The 18,922-nt window shown below is 65.0% G+C and carries 19 protein-coding genes; 8 read left to right on the forward strand and 11 right to left on the reverse strand.

The genetic code is table 11. From position 1 onward, the window contains the following. Nucleotides 1-131 precede the first annotated feature (131 nt). Nucleotides 132-1,583: a sulfatase gene (locus tag MU521_RS00295; protein ID WP_092687287.1), complete on the forward strand. Its 1,452-nt coding sequence runs from the start codon at nucleotides 132-134 to the stop codon at nucleotides 1,581-1,583. A gap of 10 nt (nucleotides 1,584-1,593) precedes the next feature. Here the strand turns inward: MU521_RS00295 and MU521_RS00300 are convergent, their stop codons facing one another. From MU521_RS00300 to MU521_RS00325, 6 genes are all read right to left on the reverse strand, one after another. Continuing rightward, complete coding sequence (locus MU521_RS00300) at nucleotides 1,594-2,982, reverse strand: sulfatase family protein (protein ID WP_092687284.1); 1,389 nt, start codon at nucleotides 2,980-2,982, stop codon at nucleotides 1,594-1,596. Nucleotides 2,983-3,039: 57 nt separating this feature from the next. After that, on the reverse strand, nucleotides 3,040-3,837 hold the full coding sequence (locus MU521_RS00305) for a polysaccharide deacetylase family protein (RefSeq protein WP_092687281.1): 798 nt from the start codon (nucleotides 3,835-3,837) through the stop codon (nucleotides 3,040-3,042). Further along, complete coding sequence (locus MU521_RS00310) at nucleotides 3,834-5,345, reverse strand: alkaline phosphatase family protein (RefSeq protein ID WP_092687278.1); 1,512 nt, start codon at nucleotides 5,343-5,345, stop codon at nucleotides 3,834-3,836. Before MU521_RS00310 ends, MU521_RS00305 begins: the two co-directional genes overlap by 4 nt. Continuing rightward, complete coding sequence (locus MU521_RS00315) at nucleotides 5,338-6,525, reverse strand: glycosyltransferase (RefSeq protein ID WP_092687275.1); 1,188 nt, start codon at nucleotides 6,523-6,525, stop codon at nucleotides 5,338-5,340. Before MU521_RS00315 ends, MU521_RS00310 begins: the two co-directional genes overlap by 8 nt. 77 nt (nucleotides 6,526-6,602) lie before the next feature. Beyond that, nucleotides 6,603-7,523, reverse strand: a complete 921-nt coding sequence (aglG, locus tag MU521_RS00320) for a glucosyl-dolichyl phosphate glucuronosyltransferase (protein WP_092687272.1) — start codon at nucleotides 7,521-7,523, stop codon at nucleotides 6,603-6,605. A 35-nt stretch (nucleotides 7,524-7,558) separates the two neighbouring features. Then, nucleotides 7,559-8,026, reverse strand: a complete 468-nt coding sequence (locus MU521_RS00325) for a hypothetical protein (protein WP_092687269.1) — start codon at nucleotides 8,024-8,026, stop codon at nucleotides 7,559-7,561. Nucleotides 8,027-8,247: 221 nt separating this feature from the next. Between MU521_RS00325 and MU521_RS00330 the strand changes: the two genes are divergently transcribed. Continuing rightward, nucleotides 8,248-11,307: an oligosaccharyl transferase, archaeosortase A system-associated gene (locus MU521_RS00330; protein WP_092687265.1), complete on the forward strand. Its 3,060-nt coding sequence runs from the start codon at nucleotides 8,248-8,250 to the stop codon at nucleotides 11,305-11,307. Between the two features lie 45 nt (nucleotides 11,308-11,352). Here MU521_RS00330 and MU521_RS00335 read toward each other — a convergent pair whose 3' ends face one another. After that, nucleotides 11,353-11,592 (reverse strand): hypothetical protein, encoded by a 240-nt coding sequence (locus MU521_RS00335; RefSeq protein WP_092687262.1) that lies wholly within the window; start codon nucleotides 11,590-11,592, stop codon nucleotides 11,353-11,355. Between the two features lie 262 nt (nucleotides 11,593-11,854). On the opposite strand from MU521_RS00335, the gene MU521_RS00340 reads away from it, so the two are divergent. Beyond that, nucleotides 11,855-13,147 (forward strand): glycosyltransferase family 2 protein, encoded by a 1,293-nt coding sequence (locus tag MU521_RS00340; RefSeq protein WP_092687259.1) that lies wholly within the window; start codon nucleotides 11,855-11,857, stop codon nucleotides 13,145-13,147. Between the two features lie 40 nt (nucleotides 13,148-13,187). Next, complete coding sequence (locus MU521_RS00345) at nucleotides 13,188-13,712, forward strand: gamma carbonic anhydrase family protein (RefSeq protein ID WP_092687256.1); 525 nt, start codon at nucleotides 13,188-13,190, stop codon at nucleotides 13,710-13,712. Between the two features lie 14 nt (nucleotides 13,713-13,726). Here the strand turns inward: MU521_RS00345 and cutA are convergent, their stop codons facing one another. Together cutA and MU521_RS00355 are read right to left on the reverse strand one after the other, a co-directional pair. Next, nucleotides 13,727-14,038 (reverse strand): divalent-cation tolerance protein CutA, encoded by a 312-nt coding sequence (cutA, locus tag MU521_RS00350; RefSeq protein WP_092687253.1) that lies wholly within the window; start codon nucleotides 14,036-14,038, stop codon nucleotides 13,727-13,729. 287 nt (nucleotides 14,039-14,325) lie between these two features. Beyond that, nucleotides 14,326-14,505, reverse strand: a complete 180-nt coding sequence (locus tag MU521_RS00355; RefSeq protein WP_092687250.1) for an HEWD family protein — start codon at nucleotides 14,503-14,505, stop codon at nucleotides 14,326-14,328. A gap of 128 nt (nucleotides 14,506-14,633) precedes the next feature. On the opposite strand from MU521_RS00355, the gene MU521_RS21330 reads away from it, so the two are divergent. Then, nucleotides 14,634-14,777 carry a rubrerythrin-like domain-containing protein gene (locus MU521_RS21330; protein WP_139171026.1) on the forward strand — a complete coding sequence of 48 codons (144 nt, stop codon included), beginning with the start codon at nucleotides 14,634-14,636 and terminating at the stop codon, nucleotides 14,775-14,777. Here the strand turns inward: MU521_RS21330 and MU521_RS00365 are convergent, their stop codons facing one another. Both MU521_RS00365 and MU521_RS00370 read right to left on the reverse strand, forming a co-directional pair. Then, nucleotides 14,778-15,233, reverse strand: coding sequence for a DUF7992 family protein (locus tag MU521_RS00365; RefSeq protein WP_092687247.1), 456 nt, complete (start codon nucleotides 15,231-15,233; stop codon nucleotides 14,778-14,780). 64 nt (nucleotides 15,234-15,297) lie between these two features. Continuing rightward, nucleotides 15,298-15,753 carry an acyl-CoA thioesterase gene (locus MU521_RS00370; protein WP_092687244.1) on the reverse strand — a complete coding sequence of 152 codons (456 nt, stop codon included), beginning with the start codon at nucleotides 15,751-15,753 and terminating at the stop codon, nucleotides 15,298-15,300. Between the two features lie 108 nt (nucleotides 15,754-15,861). On the opposite strand from MU521_RS00370, the gene MU521_RS00375 reads away from it, so the two are divergent. From MU521_RS00375 to MU521_RS00385, 3 genes are read left to right on the forward strand one after another with little or no spacing between them, the layout of a single operon-like run. Beyond that, complete coding sequence (locus MU521_RS00375) at nucleotides 15,862-17,394, forward strand: TraB/GumN family protein (protein ID WP_092687240.1); 1,533 nt, start codon at nucleotides 15,862-15,864, stop codon at nucleotides 17,392-17,394. After that, nucleotides 17,391-17,993, forward strand: coding sequence for a zinc metalloprotease (locus MU521_RS00380; protein ID WP_394327215.1), 603 nt, complete (start codon nucleotides 17,391-17,393; stop codon nucleotides 17,991-17,993). Before MU521_RS00375 ends, MU521_RS00380 begins: the two co-directional genes overlap by 4 nt. A 60-nt stretch (nucleotides 17,994-18,053) precedes the next feature. Then, the gene (locus MU521_RS00385) at nucleotides 18,054-18,893 is read left to right on the forward strand and encodes a hypothetical protein (protein ID WP_092687234.1); all 840 of its coding nucleotides are present in this window, start codon (nucleotides 18,054-18,056) and stop codon (nucleotides 18,891-18,893) included. Nucleotides 18,894-18,922: the final 29 nt, after the last annotated feature.

Genomic DNA, 18,922 nt, shown 5'->3' on the forward strand with positions numbered 1-18,922 from the left:
GTCCGACTTTCAACAGCGTCTATATCAGTTTTTCCCGTCGGACGCGGTTCGAAGCCGTCTATTCCGTAGTCCCCGGATATCCAAACATATACGGTTCTCTCCAGCGGTTGTAGGAACGACTCGAACCGCCAATGCCACGTCACGCAATCCTGATTACCGTCGACTGTTTGCGGTACGACCGGCTCTCAGTCGCCGGCTACGACCGGCCCGTCTCGCCGACGATGGACGCGCTCGCCGAGGTGGGGGCCTTCTGCGACGAGGCTATCGCGACGGGGCCGAACACCCGCACGAGTTTTCCGGGGATTCTCTGTTCGACATATCCGCTGATGTACGGTGGGTACGCCCAGTTGACGGGCACTCGACAGGTCGTCAGCGAGGCGTTTCAGGACCGAGGATTCCGGACCGTCGGTGTCAACACAAACACGCAACTGCACTCACGGTTCGGCTGGGACCGCGGCTTCGACGTGTACTACGACAACGAACGGACGCTGGTCGACGACCAGTCACTCGATATAGAGACCGGCGACAGTAGCGACGACGGTTCGCGTGCGGCGGAGTTCGTCGAGACGGCCAAGGAAAAAGTATACGCCTCGCTGGACCAGAACGGCCTCCCATACCGGCTGGTCGAATCCGTCTATCGACGGGTAGCGACCCGTTCAGCACCGCACACGTCGGCCAGCGAGGCCGTCGACCGCGCCTTCAGGTACCTGGACGCGCTCCCCGGTGAGAAACCGCTCTTCCTGTGGGTTCACTTCATGGAGCCACACTCGCCATACGTCCCGCCGAGGTCCTACCGCGAGCAGTTCCTCGACGAACCGCTCTCGGACAGTGAGATGTGGCGCATCAACGACAAGGTGAACACGAAGGAAGCGGACGCGACCGACCGTGAAGTCTCGATAATCTCGGATCTCTACGACGCTTCTATCAGAGAGGTCGACGACCAGATTGGCCGCTTGGTCGAGGGTCTCCGTGAGCGTGGCTACTGGGAGGACGCGATGGCCATTCTCTGTGGCGACCACGGCGAGGAGTTCCGGGAACACGGCGAACTGGCACACGGCGGCCGACCCTACGACGAACTCGTCCGCGTGCCCCTCATCGTCCGGCGTGGCGACGAGTCGATATCGTTCCCCGAGGGCGTGACCTCGACCATCGACGTCGCGCCGACTCTACTCGACGCGACAGTCGAGGACGCGACCGTCCCCGAGCGGTTCCACGGTCTCTCGCTCGACCCCATCCTCCGGAGCGAGGAACCGATGCCCGAGGATCGGGCCGTCTTCAGCCAGATCGCGGCAGGTGGCTGGCGCGAAATCGACCTGAACAACCGGATAACTGCCTGCCGGACCGACGAGTGGAAGTTCATCACCTCCGTCCGTGACGAGGACGCCGACGAACTGTTCTACATCCCCGAGGACCAGTACGAACAGAACGATTGCGCGGCGGCCAACCCAGAAACGGTCGACGCGATGATCGACCGCGTCGCGGATCATTACGCGCTCGACGCCTACGAGAACTACGCCATCGAGGACGCGGTCGAACCCGACGACCTCGGCGACCAGCTCGAAGCCCTCGGATACGTGAAGTGACGAGTAGTTCTCAGCTTTCCTCCTCTTCGCGCAGTTCCATGTAGCCCAGCGCTTCGAGTTGTTCGCGGTCCACCTCGTCTTCCGGCTCTCGCGGGTCCTCCACGTCGCGGTCGAGCACGGAGTCGGGGATCGGCCGTGCGAGTCGGGCGGCCACGTCGGGGTTGTCGTCGACGACGTTCTCGGTCTCGGCCGGGTCGGCGGTCAGATCGTACAACCGTTCGCCCTCGCCGGTGTCGATGTACTTCCACCCGTCGTGACGCACTGCGACGGCCGGGTCTCTGTCGTTTGGCTGGCCGAGTGTGACGACTTCGCGTCCGTCGCCCTCGAACAGCGGCGTCCCCTGGAAGTCGTACGCGTCGGGGTCCAGACCGTGGAACTGGCAGATCGTCGGTGCCAGGTCGAGCAACTGGCGCTGTTCGGTGACGGTCGCCCCGCCTGCGGGGTCGTCCGCCCGCTTGGCGATCAGGGGCACGTGGATGAGCTCGTCGTAGGGGTAGTTCCGGTGGAAGTACTTCCCGTGTTCGTAGAACTCCTCGCCGTGGTCGCTGGAGAACAGCAGGTTCGTCTCGTCCCAGAGCCCCCGGTCGCGGAGGTAGTCGAAGAGTCGAGCGATGTGTCGCGAGCAGTAGCGAACGTCCGAATCGTAGAGGTCGACCAGCAACTGGCGCTCGGACTCGGAGATGGCGTCGGGGTTGGTGCCGGCCGTCTTCATCAGTTCACGGACGCACTCCTGCTCGACCGTCCCGTCGTGGTAGGCCGGGTCGTCGTCGTGGACGCCGTACGGGCGGTGGGCTTCCATGTAGTGGACCCACAGGAAGAAGTCCTCGCGGTCGGTCTCCTCGAACCAGTCGATGACCCGGTCGGTGACCACTTCGGCGCTGGTGTAGCCGCTGTGTTCGAAGGGTGTCTCCGGATAGAGCCTCCGGTAGGGGCGCTTCAACACGTCGTAGAGCCTGTCGGCACCGCGACGCTGGAGTTGCTGGCTGATCCACGTCGCGACCTTGTTCACCCGGTAGCCGATCAGTTCCGTCAGCGGGCGGTCGGCGTTGGCCTCGTCGAAGTTCTCGTCGCGGCCGAGGTCGATGGTCTCCCCGTACTCGAACCCCCCGTGGACGAGCCCGATGCCGGTCTGGGTCCCGATCACTGCGGTCTCGGTACCACCCGATTCCAGCGTCGGTGCGAGTTTCGGAATGGCGTCCAGATTCTCGTAGGCCAGGTAGCGCGAGGTCTGGAACGACGGGACCGAGATGCGGGTGTACGTCCCGTTCGAGAACGCAGATTCGAACCGCGTCCCCGCCCCCGTGAGTTCGTCCAGCACCGGCATCGTGTCGCGTTCGTACCCGTACTGACCGAGGTGATCGGCACGGAGCGCGTCGACGGTCAGCAGTAACGTCTTCATTGGTGAAGCCGTCAATTGCGTGTCTGATAAAGTATTCCGAGTCGCGTCGCGGCCGGATCAGGCCTCGACATCCGAGAGGTGGACCCCGTGGTCGACCGCGTCACACAGCCGCTCGAACGCCTCGAATCCGTCCGCGAGTCGCATACAGGCGGGGTGGGCCAGGACGGTCGCGACCGTCCCCGAGTCCCGGTGGCCTTCGACGTGTTCCAGCACCCAGTTGGCCCAGTCCGCGGGCGAGCGCGACTCGGTCCCGAACGGCCCCTCGAAGTCGTCGTCGGCGACGAACTCGGGCGTTCTGAACGCGTGATAGACGTGTTCGTGGTCGGGCGGCGTGTTGATCGGGACGACCGTCAGCCGACTCTCCTGTCTGATTTCGCCGTCGGGGTCGACGTGATCCGAGAAGTGCGTGACGCCGTACCGCGAGAGGAGGTCGGCAGTGTGACGGTCGTGGCGGTAGGCGTGGTCGCGCCAGCTCCGCACGAGGACGCCCAGTTGCTCGAACGCGTCGACCGTCTTCCGGATCTCGTAGGCCTGGAACACGCGGGGTCCGTTCCACGAGCCGATCGCCCCACCGGTCACCTTCCCCAGCGCACGCCACGCCGCGTGGACCGGGGTCGTGAACGCCCAGTAGTTGTGCCCGCCCAGTTCCACGTTGTCCATCTCGGCCAGCGTCCGCATCCGCTCGGGCTCCTCTTCGATGCACTTGGCCGTACAGAATAGCGTGACCGGCACGTCGTGTTCGGCCGCGATCTCGGCGTACTCGACGGCCGCCGCGACTTCCGTCCCGTCCAGGTACTCCTGATCGCGGGTCGCCATCGACACGTGGTGAACGTCGCCAGTGATGCAGACGGTCATTCGAGGTAGCCGAGGTCTTCGAGGCGGTCCTGTACGTCCCCCCGGGCGGCGTCGGTCACGGCGTCGAACGGGAGCGGGTCGCAGGTCTCGACCTCGCGGTCGCCGAACAGCGGGACAGGATCGCCGTCCACGTCGGTCGGAACGGCACAGTCGACGCTGTGCAGTACGGTCGGCGCGATGTCGGTGATCGAGATCGGACCGTCGATCTCGGTCGCCTCGACGGCCGGTCCGTCGACCAGAAACAGTCCGGTGCGGACGTTCTCGGCCTCCCACTGGCCGGCGTCCGCGAAGACGGGATTCGAGCCGATCGCACCGCTCGTGTGGACGCCGGGTCGCTGGTCGAACACGATCTCCGGGGCGTCGTCGACGAACGGGCCGTCGTAAGCCTCTTCGCGGCGCATCACCTGCCGAGCGACGGGATTGCCGTCATCGTCCGTCAGGGATTCGAGGTCGGCGACGAGCGCGTCGACCGTCTCCGGATCGTCGTCGATTACGTAGACGAGGCCCTGTCCGCTGGCGACGGCGCGCGACTGCTCCCAGTCGACCTTCTGCAGTTTCTGCTCGCGTTTGAACCCCTCGTCGTCTTCGGGGAGGCGGTCGGTGACCGAATCCGGCGTCAACCGTGTCACCAGATTGTGAACGCCGAGTTTGTGCGCGAGTTTCGAGAGCCGTTCCTTGTTGATGCCGTACTCGGTGAGCAGGTCCGAGGTGTCTTCGGTGACGAGATACCCCTGCTCTTCGAGCCAGGAATTGGCGTAGAACACGGTTTCGACGTCCTTACAGCCGTGATCGGACATCAACAGTAGCGTAGCGTCTGGGTGGGAGTCACGGATCGCGCCGATCTGTTCGTCGATGACCTCCCAGGCGCGCCGGGTCGGCTCCCCGCGCCAAAAGAAGTGCTGGAGGACGTTGACGTAGAAGACGGTACAGTGGGCCACGTCCACGTCGGTGTCGTCCAGCCGTTCGCGGAACGTGAGGAGTCGCTCCCGGATCAGGTCGACGACGGCGTCGGCGGCGTCGCGGTCTTCCTTCGAGGTGACCGGCACGGCAGGGTGGAGTCGGTACCCTTCCATGTCGAGTCGGTCGCCCAGTTCCGGCGGGTGGGCGTACCCATCCGATTCGCTGTCGGGCCCACCGGCGATCATGAACTCGTCGACCTCGAACGGTGGGTAAGTCATCGGGAGGTTCATGATCCCGGCGGTCAGCCCCGCGTCGTCGAGGTAATCCCAGTAGTTCGCGCTCTTGAACGAGCGGGAATCCGGCGTCGTCAGCGTCCGCCGGTCGGTGTCGATGGTCTCCCACCAGAACACGCCGAGTTTGCCGGGGTTCTTGCCGGTCGAGTAACACCGCCAGTTCGGGCAGGTAACCGGCGGGAAACAGCTGTGCATGTCCGTCCACACCCCCTCGTTCCGAAGGGCCTCGATGTTGGGCAGTCGACCCTCATCGAGCCAGGGTTCGAGCAAGGCCCAGTTGGCCCCGTCCAGGCCGAGTACGATCGTCTCAGTCATGATCTCGTGTACCGGTCGCCCGGAAGCGTTCGAACCGCCGGACGACACTCGATTCGAGTTGGTCAACGAAGGCGTCCGTTGAGAAGGTTTCGACCTGTTCGCCGAGATCCCCGGCGATTCCGTCCCGCTCGAACCGTTCGACTGCCTCCCTGATCCCCGCAGGCGTTCCGTCGTGTCGGAACCCGTTCTCGCCGTCCTCGACGAAGATTGCAGGGAACCCCTCGTCGCGGGTCAGCACCGCCTTGCCGCTGGCGTTGGCCTCGATGGGGACGATCCCGAAGTCCTCGTCGCGGCCGTTGAACACCAGTGCGCGGCAGGTGGCCAGGAGGTCGTACTTCTTGGATTCGTCGACGAACCCGCGATACTCGATCTCCTCGGCACGGCGAATCCGGTCCATCACGGCGTCGTCCACGTCACCGCGGCCCCCAGCCAGCACGAGGCGATGGTCGCTCCCGGCGAAGGCCTCGACGACCGCGGGGACGCCCTTCTCCTCGTCGAGTCGGCCGAGATGGAGGTAGAACCCCTCGTCGCCGTGGGTTTCGTACTCATCGAGGTCGACCGGCGGATACAACACTTCCGAGTCGCGATCGTAGAACTTCCGGATACGGCGGGCGACGACCGGACTGTTGGCGAAGTAGCCGTCGACGCGGGGGTCGACGGTGGCGTCGCGCATCCGCAGGTATCGCACCAGCGGACGGGCCAGCTGACCCACCAGCGAGTCCTTCCGGTCGTGATAGAGGTCGTAGAACCACCGCGGCGGCGAGTGACAGTAGTTCAGGTGGAGCGTGTCGTCCGGCGTGATGACCGCACGCGTGGTGGCACCGGAGGTCACGAGCACGTCCGGGTTGCCGTACGCCCGCCAGTCCACGTCCTCCCAGAGGGCGTACTCGAAGACGCGGCCGGCCCTGGCCTGCAGTCGCCGGAGCGGGGCGGGCGAGAGGTCACGCGTTACGTCCACGAACTGCACGTCGCCGTAGGGATTGGGGTCGTGGGGATCGGGGTCGCCGAGCGTGTAGACCCGGTCACAGTCCAGCGCCTCGGCGAGATGGGTGACGAGGTACTCGGCACCGCCCCAGGCGTTGATCCCCCAGTGGGCGACGGCGACATCGAGGTCCGCGAAACTCGTCGTCGCCCCCTCTTCGCGCTCCCCGGCGTCGTCCTCGCTCGCCCCGACTGTCATTATCGGGGCCGAGCGACGGCGCGCGCTTAAGCGTACCGACGCCAGTCCGTGGCCCCGGGGCAGCCCGAAGGCTCCCTTCACCGCCACTTGGTCGCGCCGTAGAGATAGCCGAACCCGACCGCGGCGGTGAACACGAACAGCATGACGAACTGGAGCGCCTTCTCGCGGGACGGCTCGGCCACGAGACCACGCAGTCGCTGGGGGACGAACTCCCCGAGCAACTGGCCGAGGAAGTCGTACTCCTCACCGGTCGACTCGGGGACCAGGACTTCCATCCCGCGTTTGGAGTAGCCCTGCCAGAACGCGCGGTCGAGCAGCCACGTCGGATCGGTCCGGTACTCGAAGACCTTGTGCGCGACGCGTGCGTCAGGATTGTAGTACACCCCGGCATCGTAGGCCTCACGAAGGCGGGCGCAGAGTTCGGTCTCCCCACCCTGGAGGTTCTCGTCGCCCTTCCGGCCCCCGATGTCGGTGTCGAATCCGTCGAGGTCGAGGAACACGTCGCGGCGAAAGGAGATGTTCGAGCCGAAGGTGTTGCGGACCTCGCCGGGACCGTCCGCGAACCCGCGCTGGGTGACGCCGACGAGGAAGTAGAACTCCTCGGGGAGGAAGGTGGGCCGGCCGGCGACCCACTCGGGAGTCATCTTTCCGCCGGCGGCCACGGCGTCTCGATACTCGTAGGCTTCGACGAGCTGGGCGACCCAGTCTTCGTCGGCCACGGCGTCGTCGTCGATGAACGCGACCACGTCGCCGGTGGCCACCTCGGCCCCGTTGTTGCGACTCTCCAGCAGGCCGACGTTCTCGTCGTTGCAGTGGGTGAGCACGTCCTCGCGGTCACCGAAGTCGGTCCGGAACCGTTCGTAGACGGCCTCGGAGCCGTCGCTGACCAGTACCAGTTCCGTGTCGTCGTGTGTCTGTTCGAGGACGCTGTGAGCGGCCTCGGTGAAGGTTTCGTAGCGGTCGAGCGTGTGGGTACAGAGAACGACCGAGACCCGCATAGAGACGGCTCGTCACCCGCCCGGCAAAGGTATTTCTATCCCGCGCTGCTGTTGGGGGGCCAGCTGGACAGCACCCGCGTCTCGTTCCCGCCGGTGTAGACGATCCGGACCGACGTGTCCGTCGTGATGGGCTTGCCGAACCGTCCGGTCCCGGTCAACTGGATCGTCGAGCCTTCCGAGACCTCCTCGGACTCGGTCGTGTTGGCCAGCATCGCCCAGGTACGGTTGGTCTCGCCGCTGACGATCGACAGGTCCCCTGCCGTGATCGGATCACCCTTCGCGAACGTCACGACCAGCACCGAATCGTCGGCGAAGTGCTGGTAGGAAAAGTTCGCGCGCGTCGCGTCGGTTCCCCCATCCGAGGGGGCATAGAGGACGCCCAGCCCGAGCCCGGCCGCGAGTACCACGGCCAGAACGACCAGCGAGCCGGCGGCGATGCTATCGGTGACCGTGATGGCTCGTTCGTCGCCTCGAACCGTCCGTCGTGTGTCCTGGCGGGTCATCGTCGTCAGTCCGACGTGCCGGAGGGCACGCCTGGAGCTTCGGATCCTTCGAGGTGGCCCCACGTGAGTGTTGTGTCGGTGTCGGTGTTCGATTCGAACGGTGAAAGTCCTGAATACCGGACAGTGAAACGCTCTCGAAACGGTCTCGGAATCACTGTATTGCGGGCGAGAAGAAGACGATTTGACAAAGCTTATCCCCGCGTTCGTTTTTACCCCGGGCAATGAGTCAACGCCGGGGGTACTTCGAGGACTACGACTTCGCTACAGTCCTCGGAGATGTCCAAGACTGGTATCATATTCCGACTCTGGTCGCGTTGCTCGGGTTCATGCTGTGGGTCCGGGTGCAAAGCTGGAGTAACTTCGTCAGGGGCGGACAGGTGTTTTTCTCTGGCAACGACGCGTGGTATCACTACAGACAGACCCAGTACGTCGTGAACAACTGGCCGAACACGATGCCGTTCGATCCGTGGACGTACTTCCCGTACGGCACGTCCTCGGGCCAGTTCGGGACGCTGTTCGACCAGTTGGTCGCGACGGTCGCGTTGATTATCGGGCTCGGGAATCCCAGCGATCAGACGGTCGCGATGACGGTACTGATTGCACCCGCCGTGTTCGGGGCACTCGTGGCGATTCCGGTGTACTTCGCCGGGAAGCGACTGGGTGGGCGATTCGGTGGCCTCGTCAGTGTGCTGATCCTCGCGCTCTCCTCGGGAAGTTTCCTCAGCCGCAGTATCGTCGGCTTCTCCGACCACCACGTCGCCGAGGCGCTCCTCCAGATGACCGCAGTGCTGGCGATCATGGTTGCCGTCTCGGTGGGTGAAGAGGAGATGCCGGTCTGGGAACTCGTGGTCAACCGCGAGTGGGACGCGCTCCGTCGGCCCGTCGGCTGGGCGACACTCGCCGGCGTGGCGATGGCCCTGTATATCTGGGTGTGGCCGCCCGCAATTCTGCTGGTCGGTATCTTCGGTATCTTCCTCGTCGTCCAGCTGAACCTCGACTATCTCCGCGGTCGCAGTCCGGAACACGTCGCGTTCGTCGGTGCGGTCGCGCTCGTCGTCACCGGTCTCCTCTCGTTCGTTCCGCTCAGCACCTTCGAGTTGACGGCGGTCGACTTCACCTTCATCCAGCCGTTGCTCGCCTTCGCCGTGGCGGCGGGGGCCGTGTTCATGGCGTGGCTGGCCCGCCAGGTCGACGACGCCGACGTTGACCGGTGGGCGTATCCGGCGGCTGTGTTCGGTGCCATCGCGGCAGTGGGCGTGGTGACTGCTGTGGTGCTGCCCGACGTGTTCGGGTACATCGTCAAGAACACCAACCGGTTCATCGGCCTCGGCGGCGGGGCACAGGCGGGCACCATCGGTGAGGCACAGCCGCTTCCGCTGGGCGATCTGCTCCCGCGACTCTTCGGGAGCTACGGGCTGGCCTGGTTCGGTGCCTTCGCCGGCCTCGTCGTGATGCTGGTCGGCCACGTCCGTGGGACCGAGCGTCGGGGCGAGACGGTCTTCGTGATGATCTGGACGGTCATGATGTTGCTGGCGACGTTGACCCAGGTCCGCTTCGGCTACTACCTCACGCTCCCGGTGGCCGTGCTGAACGCCTACGTCATCGCGTTGATCGCGAAGTACGTCTCTCCGACGGGCTCGCTCGAGGAGGTCGAGACGTTCCAAGTACTGACGATCATGGCGGTGTTGATCCTGGTGATCGCACCGATGGTCGTGCCGATGACCAGTGGCTCGACGACCGCGATGGCGGCAGGCAGCGGGGCCGGTCCGAGTGCTGGCGTGGTCGGCTGGACGGACAGCCTCGGGTGGATGCAGAACAACACGCCGGTTCCGGGGACCTACGGCGGTGCCGACAACCGGATGCAGTTCACGGAACCGTTCCCGCGGCAGGACGATTACGACTACGACGAAGGTGCCTACGGTGTGATGTCCTGGTGGGACTACGGGCACTGGATCACACAGCGGGCGGAGCGGATTCCGAACGCCAACCCGTTCCAGCAGGGCGCGGGCGAAGCGGCGAACTTCCTGCTCGCACCCAACGAACAGCAGGCCAACGACGTGATCGAACAGGTCAGCGAGGACGACGCCGAGACGCGGTACGTCATGATCGACTGGAAGATGGTCAATACGTACTCGCGGCTCTCGCGCGGGAAGTTCTTCGCGCCCATCGTGTTCAACGAGAGCACCACGGCGACGGACTACTACGGCCGTGTGATCGACATCAGCACCGGACAGCCCCGTGTCGGGTACAACCTCAAGACCCAGCGCTACTACGAGAGCATGGTCAACCGGCTGTGGCACTTCCACGGGAGCAGTCGCCAGCCCAGACCGATCGTCATGGACTACAACACGAGACAGACCCGGGGCGGCGAACTGAAGGTGCTCCCGACCAGCGAGGAGAGCCAGCCATACCGCGTGTTCAACTCCATGCAGGAAGCGCGTGATTACGTCGAGGAGGACGGCACGGCACAGGTCGGCGGTGTCGGCCCGAACCCGCCGGAGGCCGTCGAGGCCCTGAGCCACTATCGGCTGGTCTACAACTCGAACACGTCCGCGTTCCAGGCCGGGAGTCCGTACACCCGCGGATTCCAGCGTGCGGCAGCCTCGCTGGCCGGTGGTGTCGGCGAGTTCCGGAACTCCAGTCGGGCGGAACTGCAGGGCATCCAGAGTATCCTGCTGGGACAGGGTTCGATACCGCCCTGGACCAAGGTGTTCGAGCGTGTCCCCGGGGCGACTATCGAGGGAACTGGTCCGGCCAATCGGACGGTGATCGCCGCCGTTCCGATGCGCATGAATAGCGGCAACTCGACGTTCCGGTACATCCAGCGCGCCCAGACGGGGCCGGACGGTGAGTTCTCCATGACGGTCCCGTACTCGACGACGGGCTACGACGACTGGGGCCCCGAACAGGGCTACACGGACGTGGCTGTCGAAGCCGCCGGTCCGTACTCCATCAGAACCAACGTGTTCCGGACCCTGGGGAGTGGCTCGAGCTACATGTACAACGCCACCGCCGAGGTGAGCGAAGCGAAGGTCATCGGCGAGGACGGTTCGGCCGTACAGGTCGATCTGGAGCGGACCAACCTCAGCCAACCCCAGCCGGACGGCAACGAGTCGTCGAACGAAACCAGCGGAGACGGTACGACCGACGGGACCAGCGATGACGGCACGACCGGCGACACCGCCGGCAGTGACGGCTCGACCAACACGTCGACGAACGGGTCGGAGAGTCAGTCGCTGATCGCGGAACCCGCAGGCGGCGCTGGCATCGTGGCTCCCTGAGAACGCGACGACGATTTTTCGAGGACAGTCTTCGTTCGCCGTCCGTCAGTCCCAGTGTTCGCGTTCGTTCGGCCCGTCACTCAGACCCGTGTCGACCCAGGCGGCCGCCACGAGCGCGACGAGGACGACGACCCCGACGTGGTGGAGCGGGACGCCACCCGCGAGCGCGGAGACCTGCGCGAGCATCGGGGAGAACTCCAGCGTCGGGAACGCCAGAATCGGGGCCATCCCGGCCACCGCGAGCCCGACGACGAAGACGGCGATATCACGTCCGTTTGCTGGCATACCCAGTACTCGTCGAACATCCGGAATAAGTCCACCGCGTCAGTTACGAAATTTGAAAATCAGAACACCCTACCCGTGGTAGGGGTAGAACCGGTTTTGAGAACGCCCGTCTGACGGTGGGCGTGCGTCTGTGATTACGGACAGATTGACAGGTCCGGTTCCCGACCGGATCGAATCCACCGATAACCGCACGTCGGCGGCGGTGGTCGGTCGACCGATAGATACATTTACGGTTCTATCGACATGTCCGAATCGAAGAGCTATGAAACTGATACGACGCTGGCTCGACCGGATCAGTTTCGTCGGGGTGACCAGTGGCGTGTTCGCCTGGGGATTCGTTCAGGGGAACGTGGCACTGGGTGGTACGATCCGGTTCGAGTTCGCATTCGTCGTCCTGGCCGTGGTCCTCCTCCAGGCGGTGATCTCCAGCCTGATCTTCACCGGGTTCATCGGTGTGTCGGGGGTCACCTTCCTCTGGTCGCTTCTCCGCGATACCGATCCCGAACCGGTGTACGCTGGCGACACCGTCACGGCTATCGTCCCGGTGTACCGGGACGCGACCGTCCTCGACAGGAGTGTCGAGAGCCTGCTGGCGAGCGAGTACGAGGACCTCGAAGTACTGATCGTCACCGAGGAAGACGACGAGCGGAGCCGCGAACGGGCGCGTGAACTCGCGACCCGCGAGGGCGTGGCCGCGCTGGTCAACACGCGCTATCCCGGCTCGAAGGCCGGTGCGGTCAGCTACGCCGTCGAGGAGACCGACAGCGAATACGTGGCGGTCTTCGACGCCGACGAGGTGGTCGATCCGCAGTTCCTGCCCGAGGCGGTCGCCCGCCTTCGGGACTGTGACGTGGTGCAGGGCCGGACGGTCCCACAGCCCGACGGCCTCGTCGAGGAACTGGCCTACTACGAGTCGGTCCTGCTGAGTTACGTCGGCCGGCGGCTGCTGTACGTGTTCACGGAGTTCCGGATGGCCGCGAGCCGTGCCGTGGTGATGCGTCGCTCCTCGCTCTCGATTACCGGCGGCTACGATACCGAGATGCTGACCGAGGACTTCGACTTCGCGTATACCTGCTACAAGAAGCACCTGGACGTCGAGGAGCAACTCGGCCATCCCTCCAGGATCGAGTCGGCACACTCCCTCCGGGACTGGTGGGGCCAGCGCAAACGCTGGATGACCGGATACGTACAGGTCCTCCACAAGCTGGTGGCCAACGCGCGCCCGATCCGGAAGCTGCGCAATCTCACGTCGGCCGCGATCTGTGCGGGAACGGTCGTCGGGAGCTTCCTGCTGTTGACCATCCTCTCGAAGTTCGTCGTCCTCTTTCTGGTCGGGATGGAGGCCTACTTCCTCCCGCCGCTGGTCGCCGTGATCGGCGTGACGGCCGCGGTCAGATTTCACGACTGGCGGGTCGGCTCGGTCGACCGGCTCGGCTGGGCCTGGCTCGTCGTCCCCGTGATCGTCCCGCTGTACAGCCTCACCGCGATCAAGGCCGTCATCGAGTACGCCTATGGCTGGGACGGCGACTGGTACAGCGTCGAGAAGGGGAGCTGAGCCGGGTCGTTTTTGTCACTGGGGTCGGACAGCACGCACGATGATCAGAGCATTCGACGGTGTCGAACCGACCATCGCCGACTCCGCCTACGTCGACCCGGCGGCGACGGTCATCGGTGACGTGACGCTGGAAGCCGACGCCAGCGTCTGGCCCGGAACCGTTCTCCGTGGCGACCACGGCGAGATCGTCCTCCGCGAGGGCGCGAACGTGCAGGACAACGCGACCCTCCACGAGGGCGTCGAGATCGGTCCGTACGCGACCGTCGGGCACAACGCCATCGTCCACGCCTCGACCGTCGAAGAACGGGCGATGGTCGGGATGGGTGCCATCGTCCTGGACCGCTCGACCATCGGCGCGGAGAGTCTGGTCGGGGCCAACAGCGTCGTCACGGAGGACACCGAGGTGCCCGAGTCGGTACTGGTCGCGGGCCAGCCTGCGGAAGTGGTCAAGGAAGTCGAGGATTCCATCTGGCAGTACGCCGGCGACCAGTACGTCGAGATCGCACGGGAACACGCCGAGACGGACGAGCCGATCGCGGACGCACACATCCCCGACGAGGACTGACGGGAGCAGAGCGGTCACTCCGTCGGACCGACAGACTCCTGCAGCCAGTCGGCGAACTCGGCGGAGACGCCGGAGTCGTCGAACCGCTCGATAGCCGGCACGTCGTAGGGATGTAACTCGGCGATGCGTTCTTTGGCGTCCTCGTACCCGCTCTCGGTGGTCTTGACCAGCAGGATCTCCTCGTCGTCGGCGTGAACCTCGCCGTCCCAGCGGTACGTCGACCGGCAGGGAAACCGGTTCACACAGGCGGCGAACCCTTCCTCGACGAGCGTTTCCGCGAGGGACGCGGCCTCGTCCGGTGGCGCAGTCACGAACACTGTCGGCATACCCGAGCGGAGGAGAAGCAGGTAAAAACGTGTTGCGACGGTCAGATTTCGACGGCCCCGATCCAGCTGTCTGCCCCGTCGTGCGGACACCACTTCCGGTGGTTCTCGCTGCAGTTACGGTCGAGCCACCAGCCGCAAGTGCACTCGACGTCGTGACCGGTGTCGGGCAGTCGATGTCGGCAGAGTTTACAGCTAACAGCCATGGTAACTAGTACCACGGGATAGCGGGAAAACCTGCCGGTCGGCGTGTGTAACTGACGAGAACGTGGCCGCGTCGTGGAACGCAGTTACCCCTCGAAGGGGTTGTAATCGCCGTTGATGTCCCACTCGTGGAGACAATGGGGGTTCCCGACTGCTTTCTCGTCGCCTTCGGTGACGATGATCCAGGTGTCGCGCTCCTCGTCCCAACGGTCGTGACGGCCACAGCGCTCGCAGACGCGTTCCGTCGGCGGGATGACCTCTGCCATGTGTAACAGGAGGGTAGCCAGCCGTTAAGAAGGTCCCGACTGCCACCGAATCCCCGACCAGGATCACGGGGAACCGGGTGGTGAGTCGGAGCGAAAGGGTTATTTTGGTTCGTTTGCCAGTAACTCGCATGAATGGGATCGATCCGTACCAGCCGGGGGAATCAGTGTACGAATGTGTGGAATGTAACGGCCGAGTCCGAACGGACGATCACATGGCGAGCTGTGACGGGTGTGGCGGGGACGTACGCAACATCGCGGTCCCGCGCGAGTGATCAGAAATCGGGGAGGTCTTCTGGTGGTTCGTAGTCGGTCTCCCAGTCGATGTAGTCGTCTTTCAGCACCTCACAGACGATCTGGCCGAGTTCGGTGAGTTCGGCGTTGATCGAGGAGACGGTCCCCCACGAGTCCAGGTCGGGGTGGAGATCGTGTTGTTTCCAGTCTTCGGGAAGCCCTGGGGCGTGATATCCCACGCGGTCGGCGTGTGAGTCCCAGAAGAAGTCGAACCGCTCGATCAGGCCGAGGTCGGTCACGATGTCGTAGTCTTCGGTGTCCAGATCGGTGTGGTCGGTCCACTCGCCGAACGCCCGGTCCCAGGCCCCGTCGTCGAGGAATTCTTCGATCTCGTCGCGGCGGAAGTCCGTGTCGCCGACGACTTCGGCGTCGTCGTACTCGTTGGGGTCGAACGCTTCGAGTTCCGGCGGCTCGGGGGTGTCCACATCCAGTCCCATACCCAACGGTAGGACGCCGGCGCGGAAAAGGACCACCCTCGGAACTGACGGGGACGGCCGACTCTCACTCGTCGTGGTCGTTGTTTTCGTCGCTGGCTCTGGCGGCTTCCAGCAGTTCCTCGCCGCGCTCACTGTCGACGGTCAACTCCGGGACGCTCCGTGGTTCGAACCCCTCGTCGATGGCGACGTACACGAGGTGGGACTCGGTGGTCAGTTCCGTCTCGGGGCTGCGGAGGTCTTCACGGAAAGTTCGCACCCGGACGCGCATGCTCGTCGTCCCGGTCTCGTAGACGTAGCTCTCGATGAGGGCGTTCTCGCCGACCGGAATGGGACCACGGAAGTTCGTCTGTTCCATCCGGGCGGTCAGCACGTCGCTCCCAGCGAAACGGATCGCGGACATCGCGCCCACCTCGTCCATCCACTTCAGGACGTTCCCGCCGTGGGTGGTGTCGAGGTCGTTGGCGTGGTTGGGCTGAATCATCTTGCGGTTCTCGATGTAGGTGTCCATCAGATCCGGCATTTGCCCGGGATTTCCGGCCGCGGGAGAAGAGTCTTCCGAGCCGTCGCCGGCGGGGCGGGCGTTGTCGTCCCGACAATCGTAAGACGGGGGGTTGTCTATGACGGGGCAATGAGCGAACGGTCGGCACCGACGCCGTCGGACCCGTCGGCCCCGTCGGGGGAGGGGAGCGTGACGGTGCTGGGGACCGCCCACGTCTCCGAGGACAGCGTCCGCGAGGTCGAGGAGACCATCGAAGAGCAACGACCGGACGTGGTCGCCGTCGAACTCGACGACGGCCGATATCGCCAGCTCAAAGGCGAGACGCCCGACGATCTCGATCCGAGCGACCTGCTCGGCGGGAACACGGTCTTCCAGTTCCTGGCCTACTGGATGCTATCCTACGTCCAGGCCCGACTCGGCGACCAGTTCGACGTGGACCCCGGCGCGGACATGATGGCCGCGATCGACACCGCGGAGGAGTTCGGGCTCGGGGTCGCGCTGGTCGATCGGGACATCCAGACGACGATCCAGCGGTTCTGGGCCCGCCTGACGGGACTGGAGAAGATCAAGTTACTCGGCGGACTGATGGCCGGCGTCGCCGACCCCATCGTCGCCGGGATGACCTTCGGGTTCATGCTGGGCTTTTTCCTGGCCATCCCGCTGGAACTGCTCGTCGGACCGCTCTTGCTGGGCGGTATCGGCTTCGTTCCGGGCGTCCTCGTCGGCGTCCTCGACGGACTGGCGCTCGTGGTCACCATCGGGCTCGCCGTCGGGATGCCGCTGGCCCTCCTGCTCTCGGGGTCCGGCGAGGAAGAGGAGCTGGAAGACCTGGATATGTCCGAGATGACCAACACGGACGTGGTTTCGGCAATGATGGAGGAGTTCCGCCGGTTCTCTCCCGGTGGCGCGGAGGCGCTGATCGACGAACGCGACGCCTACATCGCGCACAATCTCGTCGAGTTGCGCGACGCGGGCTACTCGGTCGTCGCGGTAGTCGGCGCTGGTCATCGGGCGGGAATCGAGGAGTACCTCGGCAACCCCGAGACCCTCCCGCCGATGGAGTCGCTGGTCGGCGTCGATTCGGGCCGCCGGTTCTCGTTTTTCAAACTGTTCGGGTACCTGTTCACGCTCGGCTTCCTGGCCATCTTCGCCCTGCTGGTGATGGCCGTCGCGACCGGCGTCGAGGGAATCTCGACCGGCCTGCTGCTCCAGATCTTCGGCTCCTGGTTCCTGATCAACGGGCTCATCGCGTTCGGACTGGCCAAACTCGCGGGGGCACACTGGCAGAGCGCGACCGTCGGCGGGGCCGTCGCCTGGCTGACCAGCCTCAACCCACTGCTGGCCCCGGGCTGGTTCGCCGGCTACATCGAACTCCGGTACACCTCGGTCAACATCGGCGACATCAACACGCTCAACGAGATCATGAATGACGAGGAGGCACCAGTTCGGGACCTCTTCGGCCGGATGTACGACGTGCCGCTGTTCAGGCTCATCCTGATCGTCGCGATGACCAACGTCGGGAGTATGATCGCCAGCGCACTCTTTGGCTTCGTCCTCCTGCCGTACTTTTTCGCCGAGATCGGTTCGACCGCCGAAGTGGTCGGGCTGATGGCCCAGGGCGCGGAGAACAGCGCCCGCCTGATCTGGGGGCTGGTGACGTGAACATCCGGTTTTCCACCCGCGAACTGCTCGATCTCGGGGCCGCCTGGGTCGCGCTGAGTGTGGCGTTCATGATCATCATTCTGCGCCCGTTCTACGCGTTCCCGGTTTCGGTGATCGTCCAACAGTTGGCGCTGAGTTTCGTCACCGTCGGGGTGGCGTTCCTCCTGCACGAACTGGCACACAAGGTCGTCGCGATCCGGTTCGGCAAGATCGCGGAGTTCCGGGCGGACTACGGGATGCTATTCGTCGCGATCATGGGGGCGACGATCGGCTTCCTCTTCGCCGCACCCGGCGCGGTCTATCACCAGGGACGGTCGACGCTCCGGCAGAACGGCCTTATCGCGCTGGCCGGGCCGGTGACCAATCTCGTGCTGGCGGCGATATTCGCCCCGCTGGCATTTCTTGCGGGCGGTTTCCTCGGCTCCATCGGTAGCCTCGGGCTGTCGATCAACCTCTTTCTGGCCGCGTTCAACATGGTTCCGTTCGGGCCGCTGGACGGGACCACTGTCAAGGAGTGGAGTACGCCGGTGTTCGTCGCCGTGTTCGTTCCGTCGGCCGCTCTGGCACTGTGGGCGCTGTTCCGTCTCGGCCTGTTCTGACGGCGGTTCGGTGTCCCGAAGCGGTCCGGGGTTTATGCCGCTCCCAGCCCGGAGTACCGTATGCACAAGTCGACGCGGCGCGGGTACCTCGTGGCTGCCGTCGGAATCGCCGGGCTGAGTGGCTGTCAGGACGTCCTCGACGGCGGCAGTGATCCCGGTGGCAACGACGACTCCGACGACACACCCGGGTCCGAATCGTCCGATCCACAGGAAGTGGTGGAGACGTTCTATCGGGCACTGAACCAGAGTAAGTTCGAGGCCGCGAACGAACTACTGCACAGCGAGACACTGGAGCAACCGGTGACCCAGGAGCGATACGGTCAGCTCGCCGAGAACGAACTCACAGTCGAGTCGGTCGAAGTCGTGGATGGCGGCGAGGAGTGGACGGTCGTTCGGGCGAATCTACAGTTCGTGCCCCCGGAGACGAGCGAGCCGATCACCGATTCCATCGAGATCGAACTCCGGACGGAGGACGACGAGTGGCGGATCTACGCCTCCGGACGACGCATCCAGCGAGGCGAGACCGGGACACAGGAGCCGACACGTGACGGGGACGGGCAGTCCGGCTCCGGGACCGAGGCCACCGGCGACCCGGCGACGGTGGTCAGTGGGTTCTACGCCGCGCTCGACGCCGGCGACCGGGACGCCGCGAACGCTCGCGTCCACAGCGAGGCGGTGGGCATCGACGTGACCCAGCAGGCGGCCGATACGATGGCGGACGCGTCGCTATCGACCGAGAACGTGACGCTGGTCGAGGAGAGAGCCGACTCCGCGACGGTCGATGTCACGGTGATTGTGTCCCCGGCCGGGAGCGACCGGGAGCGGAGCAATCGAGTCCGGATCGAGCTCCGGCCGGAGAACGGGCAGTGGCGGATCTACTCGGCGGGGCAGGCGAGCTGAGCCGCCCGCGACCGACGGGCTTTTGCGAG

Source organism: Halorientalis regularis, from assembly GCF_023698535.1.
In the GTDB taxonomy this organism is placed as follows: Archaea; Halobacteriota; Halobacteria; order Halobacteriales; family Haloarculaceae; genus Halorientalis; species Halorientalis regularis.

Excerpts from the sequence above, each read along its gene's own strand:
- MU521_RS00295 (WP_092687287.1), top strand. The coding sequence starts at position 132 with ATGCCACGTCACGCAATCCTGATTACCGTCGACTGTTTGCGGTACGAC.
- MU521_RS00300 (WP_092687284.1), bottom strand. The coding sequence starts at position 2,982 with ATGAAGACGTTACTGCTGACCGTCGACGCGCTCCGTGCCGATCACCTC.
- MU521_RS00305 (WP_092687281.1), bottom strand. The coding sequence starts at position 3,837 with ATGACCGTCTGCATCACTGGCGACGTTCACCACGTGTCGATGGCGACC.
- MU521_RS00310 (WP_092687278.1), bottom strand. The coding sequence starts at position 5,345 with ATGACTGAGACGATCGTACTCGGCCTGGACGGGGCCAACTGGGCCTTG.
- MU521_RS00315 (WP_092687275.1), bottom strand. The coding sequence starts at position 6,525 with ATGACAGTCGGGGCGAGCGAGGACGACGCCGGGGAGCGCGAAGAGGGG.
- aglG (WP_092687272.1), bottom strand. The coding sequence starts at position 7,523 with ATGCGGGTCTCGGTCGTTCTCTGTACCCACACGCTCGACCGCTACGAA.
- MU521_RS00325 (WP_092687269.1), bottom strand. The coding sequence starts at position 8,026 with ATGACCCGCCAGGACACACGACGGACGGTTCGAGGCGACGAACGAGCC.
- MU521_RS00330 (WP_092687265.1), top strand. The coding sequence starts at position 8,248 with ATGAGTCAACGCCGGGGGTACTTCGAGGACTACGACTTCGCTACAGTC.
- MU521_RS00335 (WP_092687262.1), bottom strand. The coding sequence starts at position 11,592 with ATGCCAGCAAACGGACGTGATATCGCCGTCTTCGTCGTCGGGCTCGCG.
- MU521_RS00340 (WP_092687259.1), top strand. The coding sequence starts at position 11,855 with ATGAAACTGATACGACGCTGGCTCGACCGGATCAGTTTCGTCGGGGTG.
- MU521_RS00345 (WP_092687256.1), top strand. The coding sequence starts at position 13,188 with ATGATCAGAGCATTCGACGGTGTCGAACCGACCATCGCCGACTCCGCC.
- cutA (WP_092687253.1), bottom strand. The coding sequence starts at position 14,038 with ATGCCGACAGTGTTCGTGACTGCGCCACCGGACGAGGCCGCGTCCCTC.
- MU521_RS00355 (WP_092687250.1), bottom strand. The coding sequence starts at position 14,505 with ATGGCAGAGGTCATCCCGCCGACGGAACGCGTCTGCGAGCGCTGTGGC.
- MU521_RS21330 (WP_139171026.1), top strand. The coding sequence starts at position 14,634 with ATGAATGGGATCGATCCGTACCAGCCGGGGGAATCAGTGTACGAATGT.
- MU521_RS00365 (WP_092687247.1), bottom strand. The coding sequence starts at position 15,233 with ATGGGACTGGATGTGGACACCCCCGAGCCGCCGGAACTCGAAGCGTTC.
- MU521_RS00370 (WP_092687244.1), bottom strand. The coding sequence starts at position 15,753 with ATGCCGGATCTGATGGACACCTACATCGAGAACCGCAAGATGATTCAG.
- MU521_RS00375 (WP_092687240.1), top strand. The coding sequence starts at position 15,862 with ATGAGCGAACGGTCGGCACCGACGCCGTCGGACCCGTCGGCCCCGTCG.
- MU521_RS00385 (WP_092687234.1), top strand. The coding sequence starts at position 18,054 with ATGCACAAGTCGACGCGGCGCGGGTACCTCGTGGCTGCCGTCGGAATC.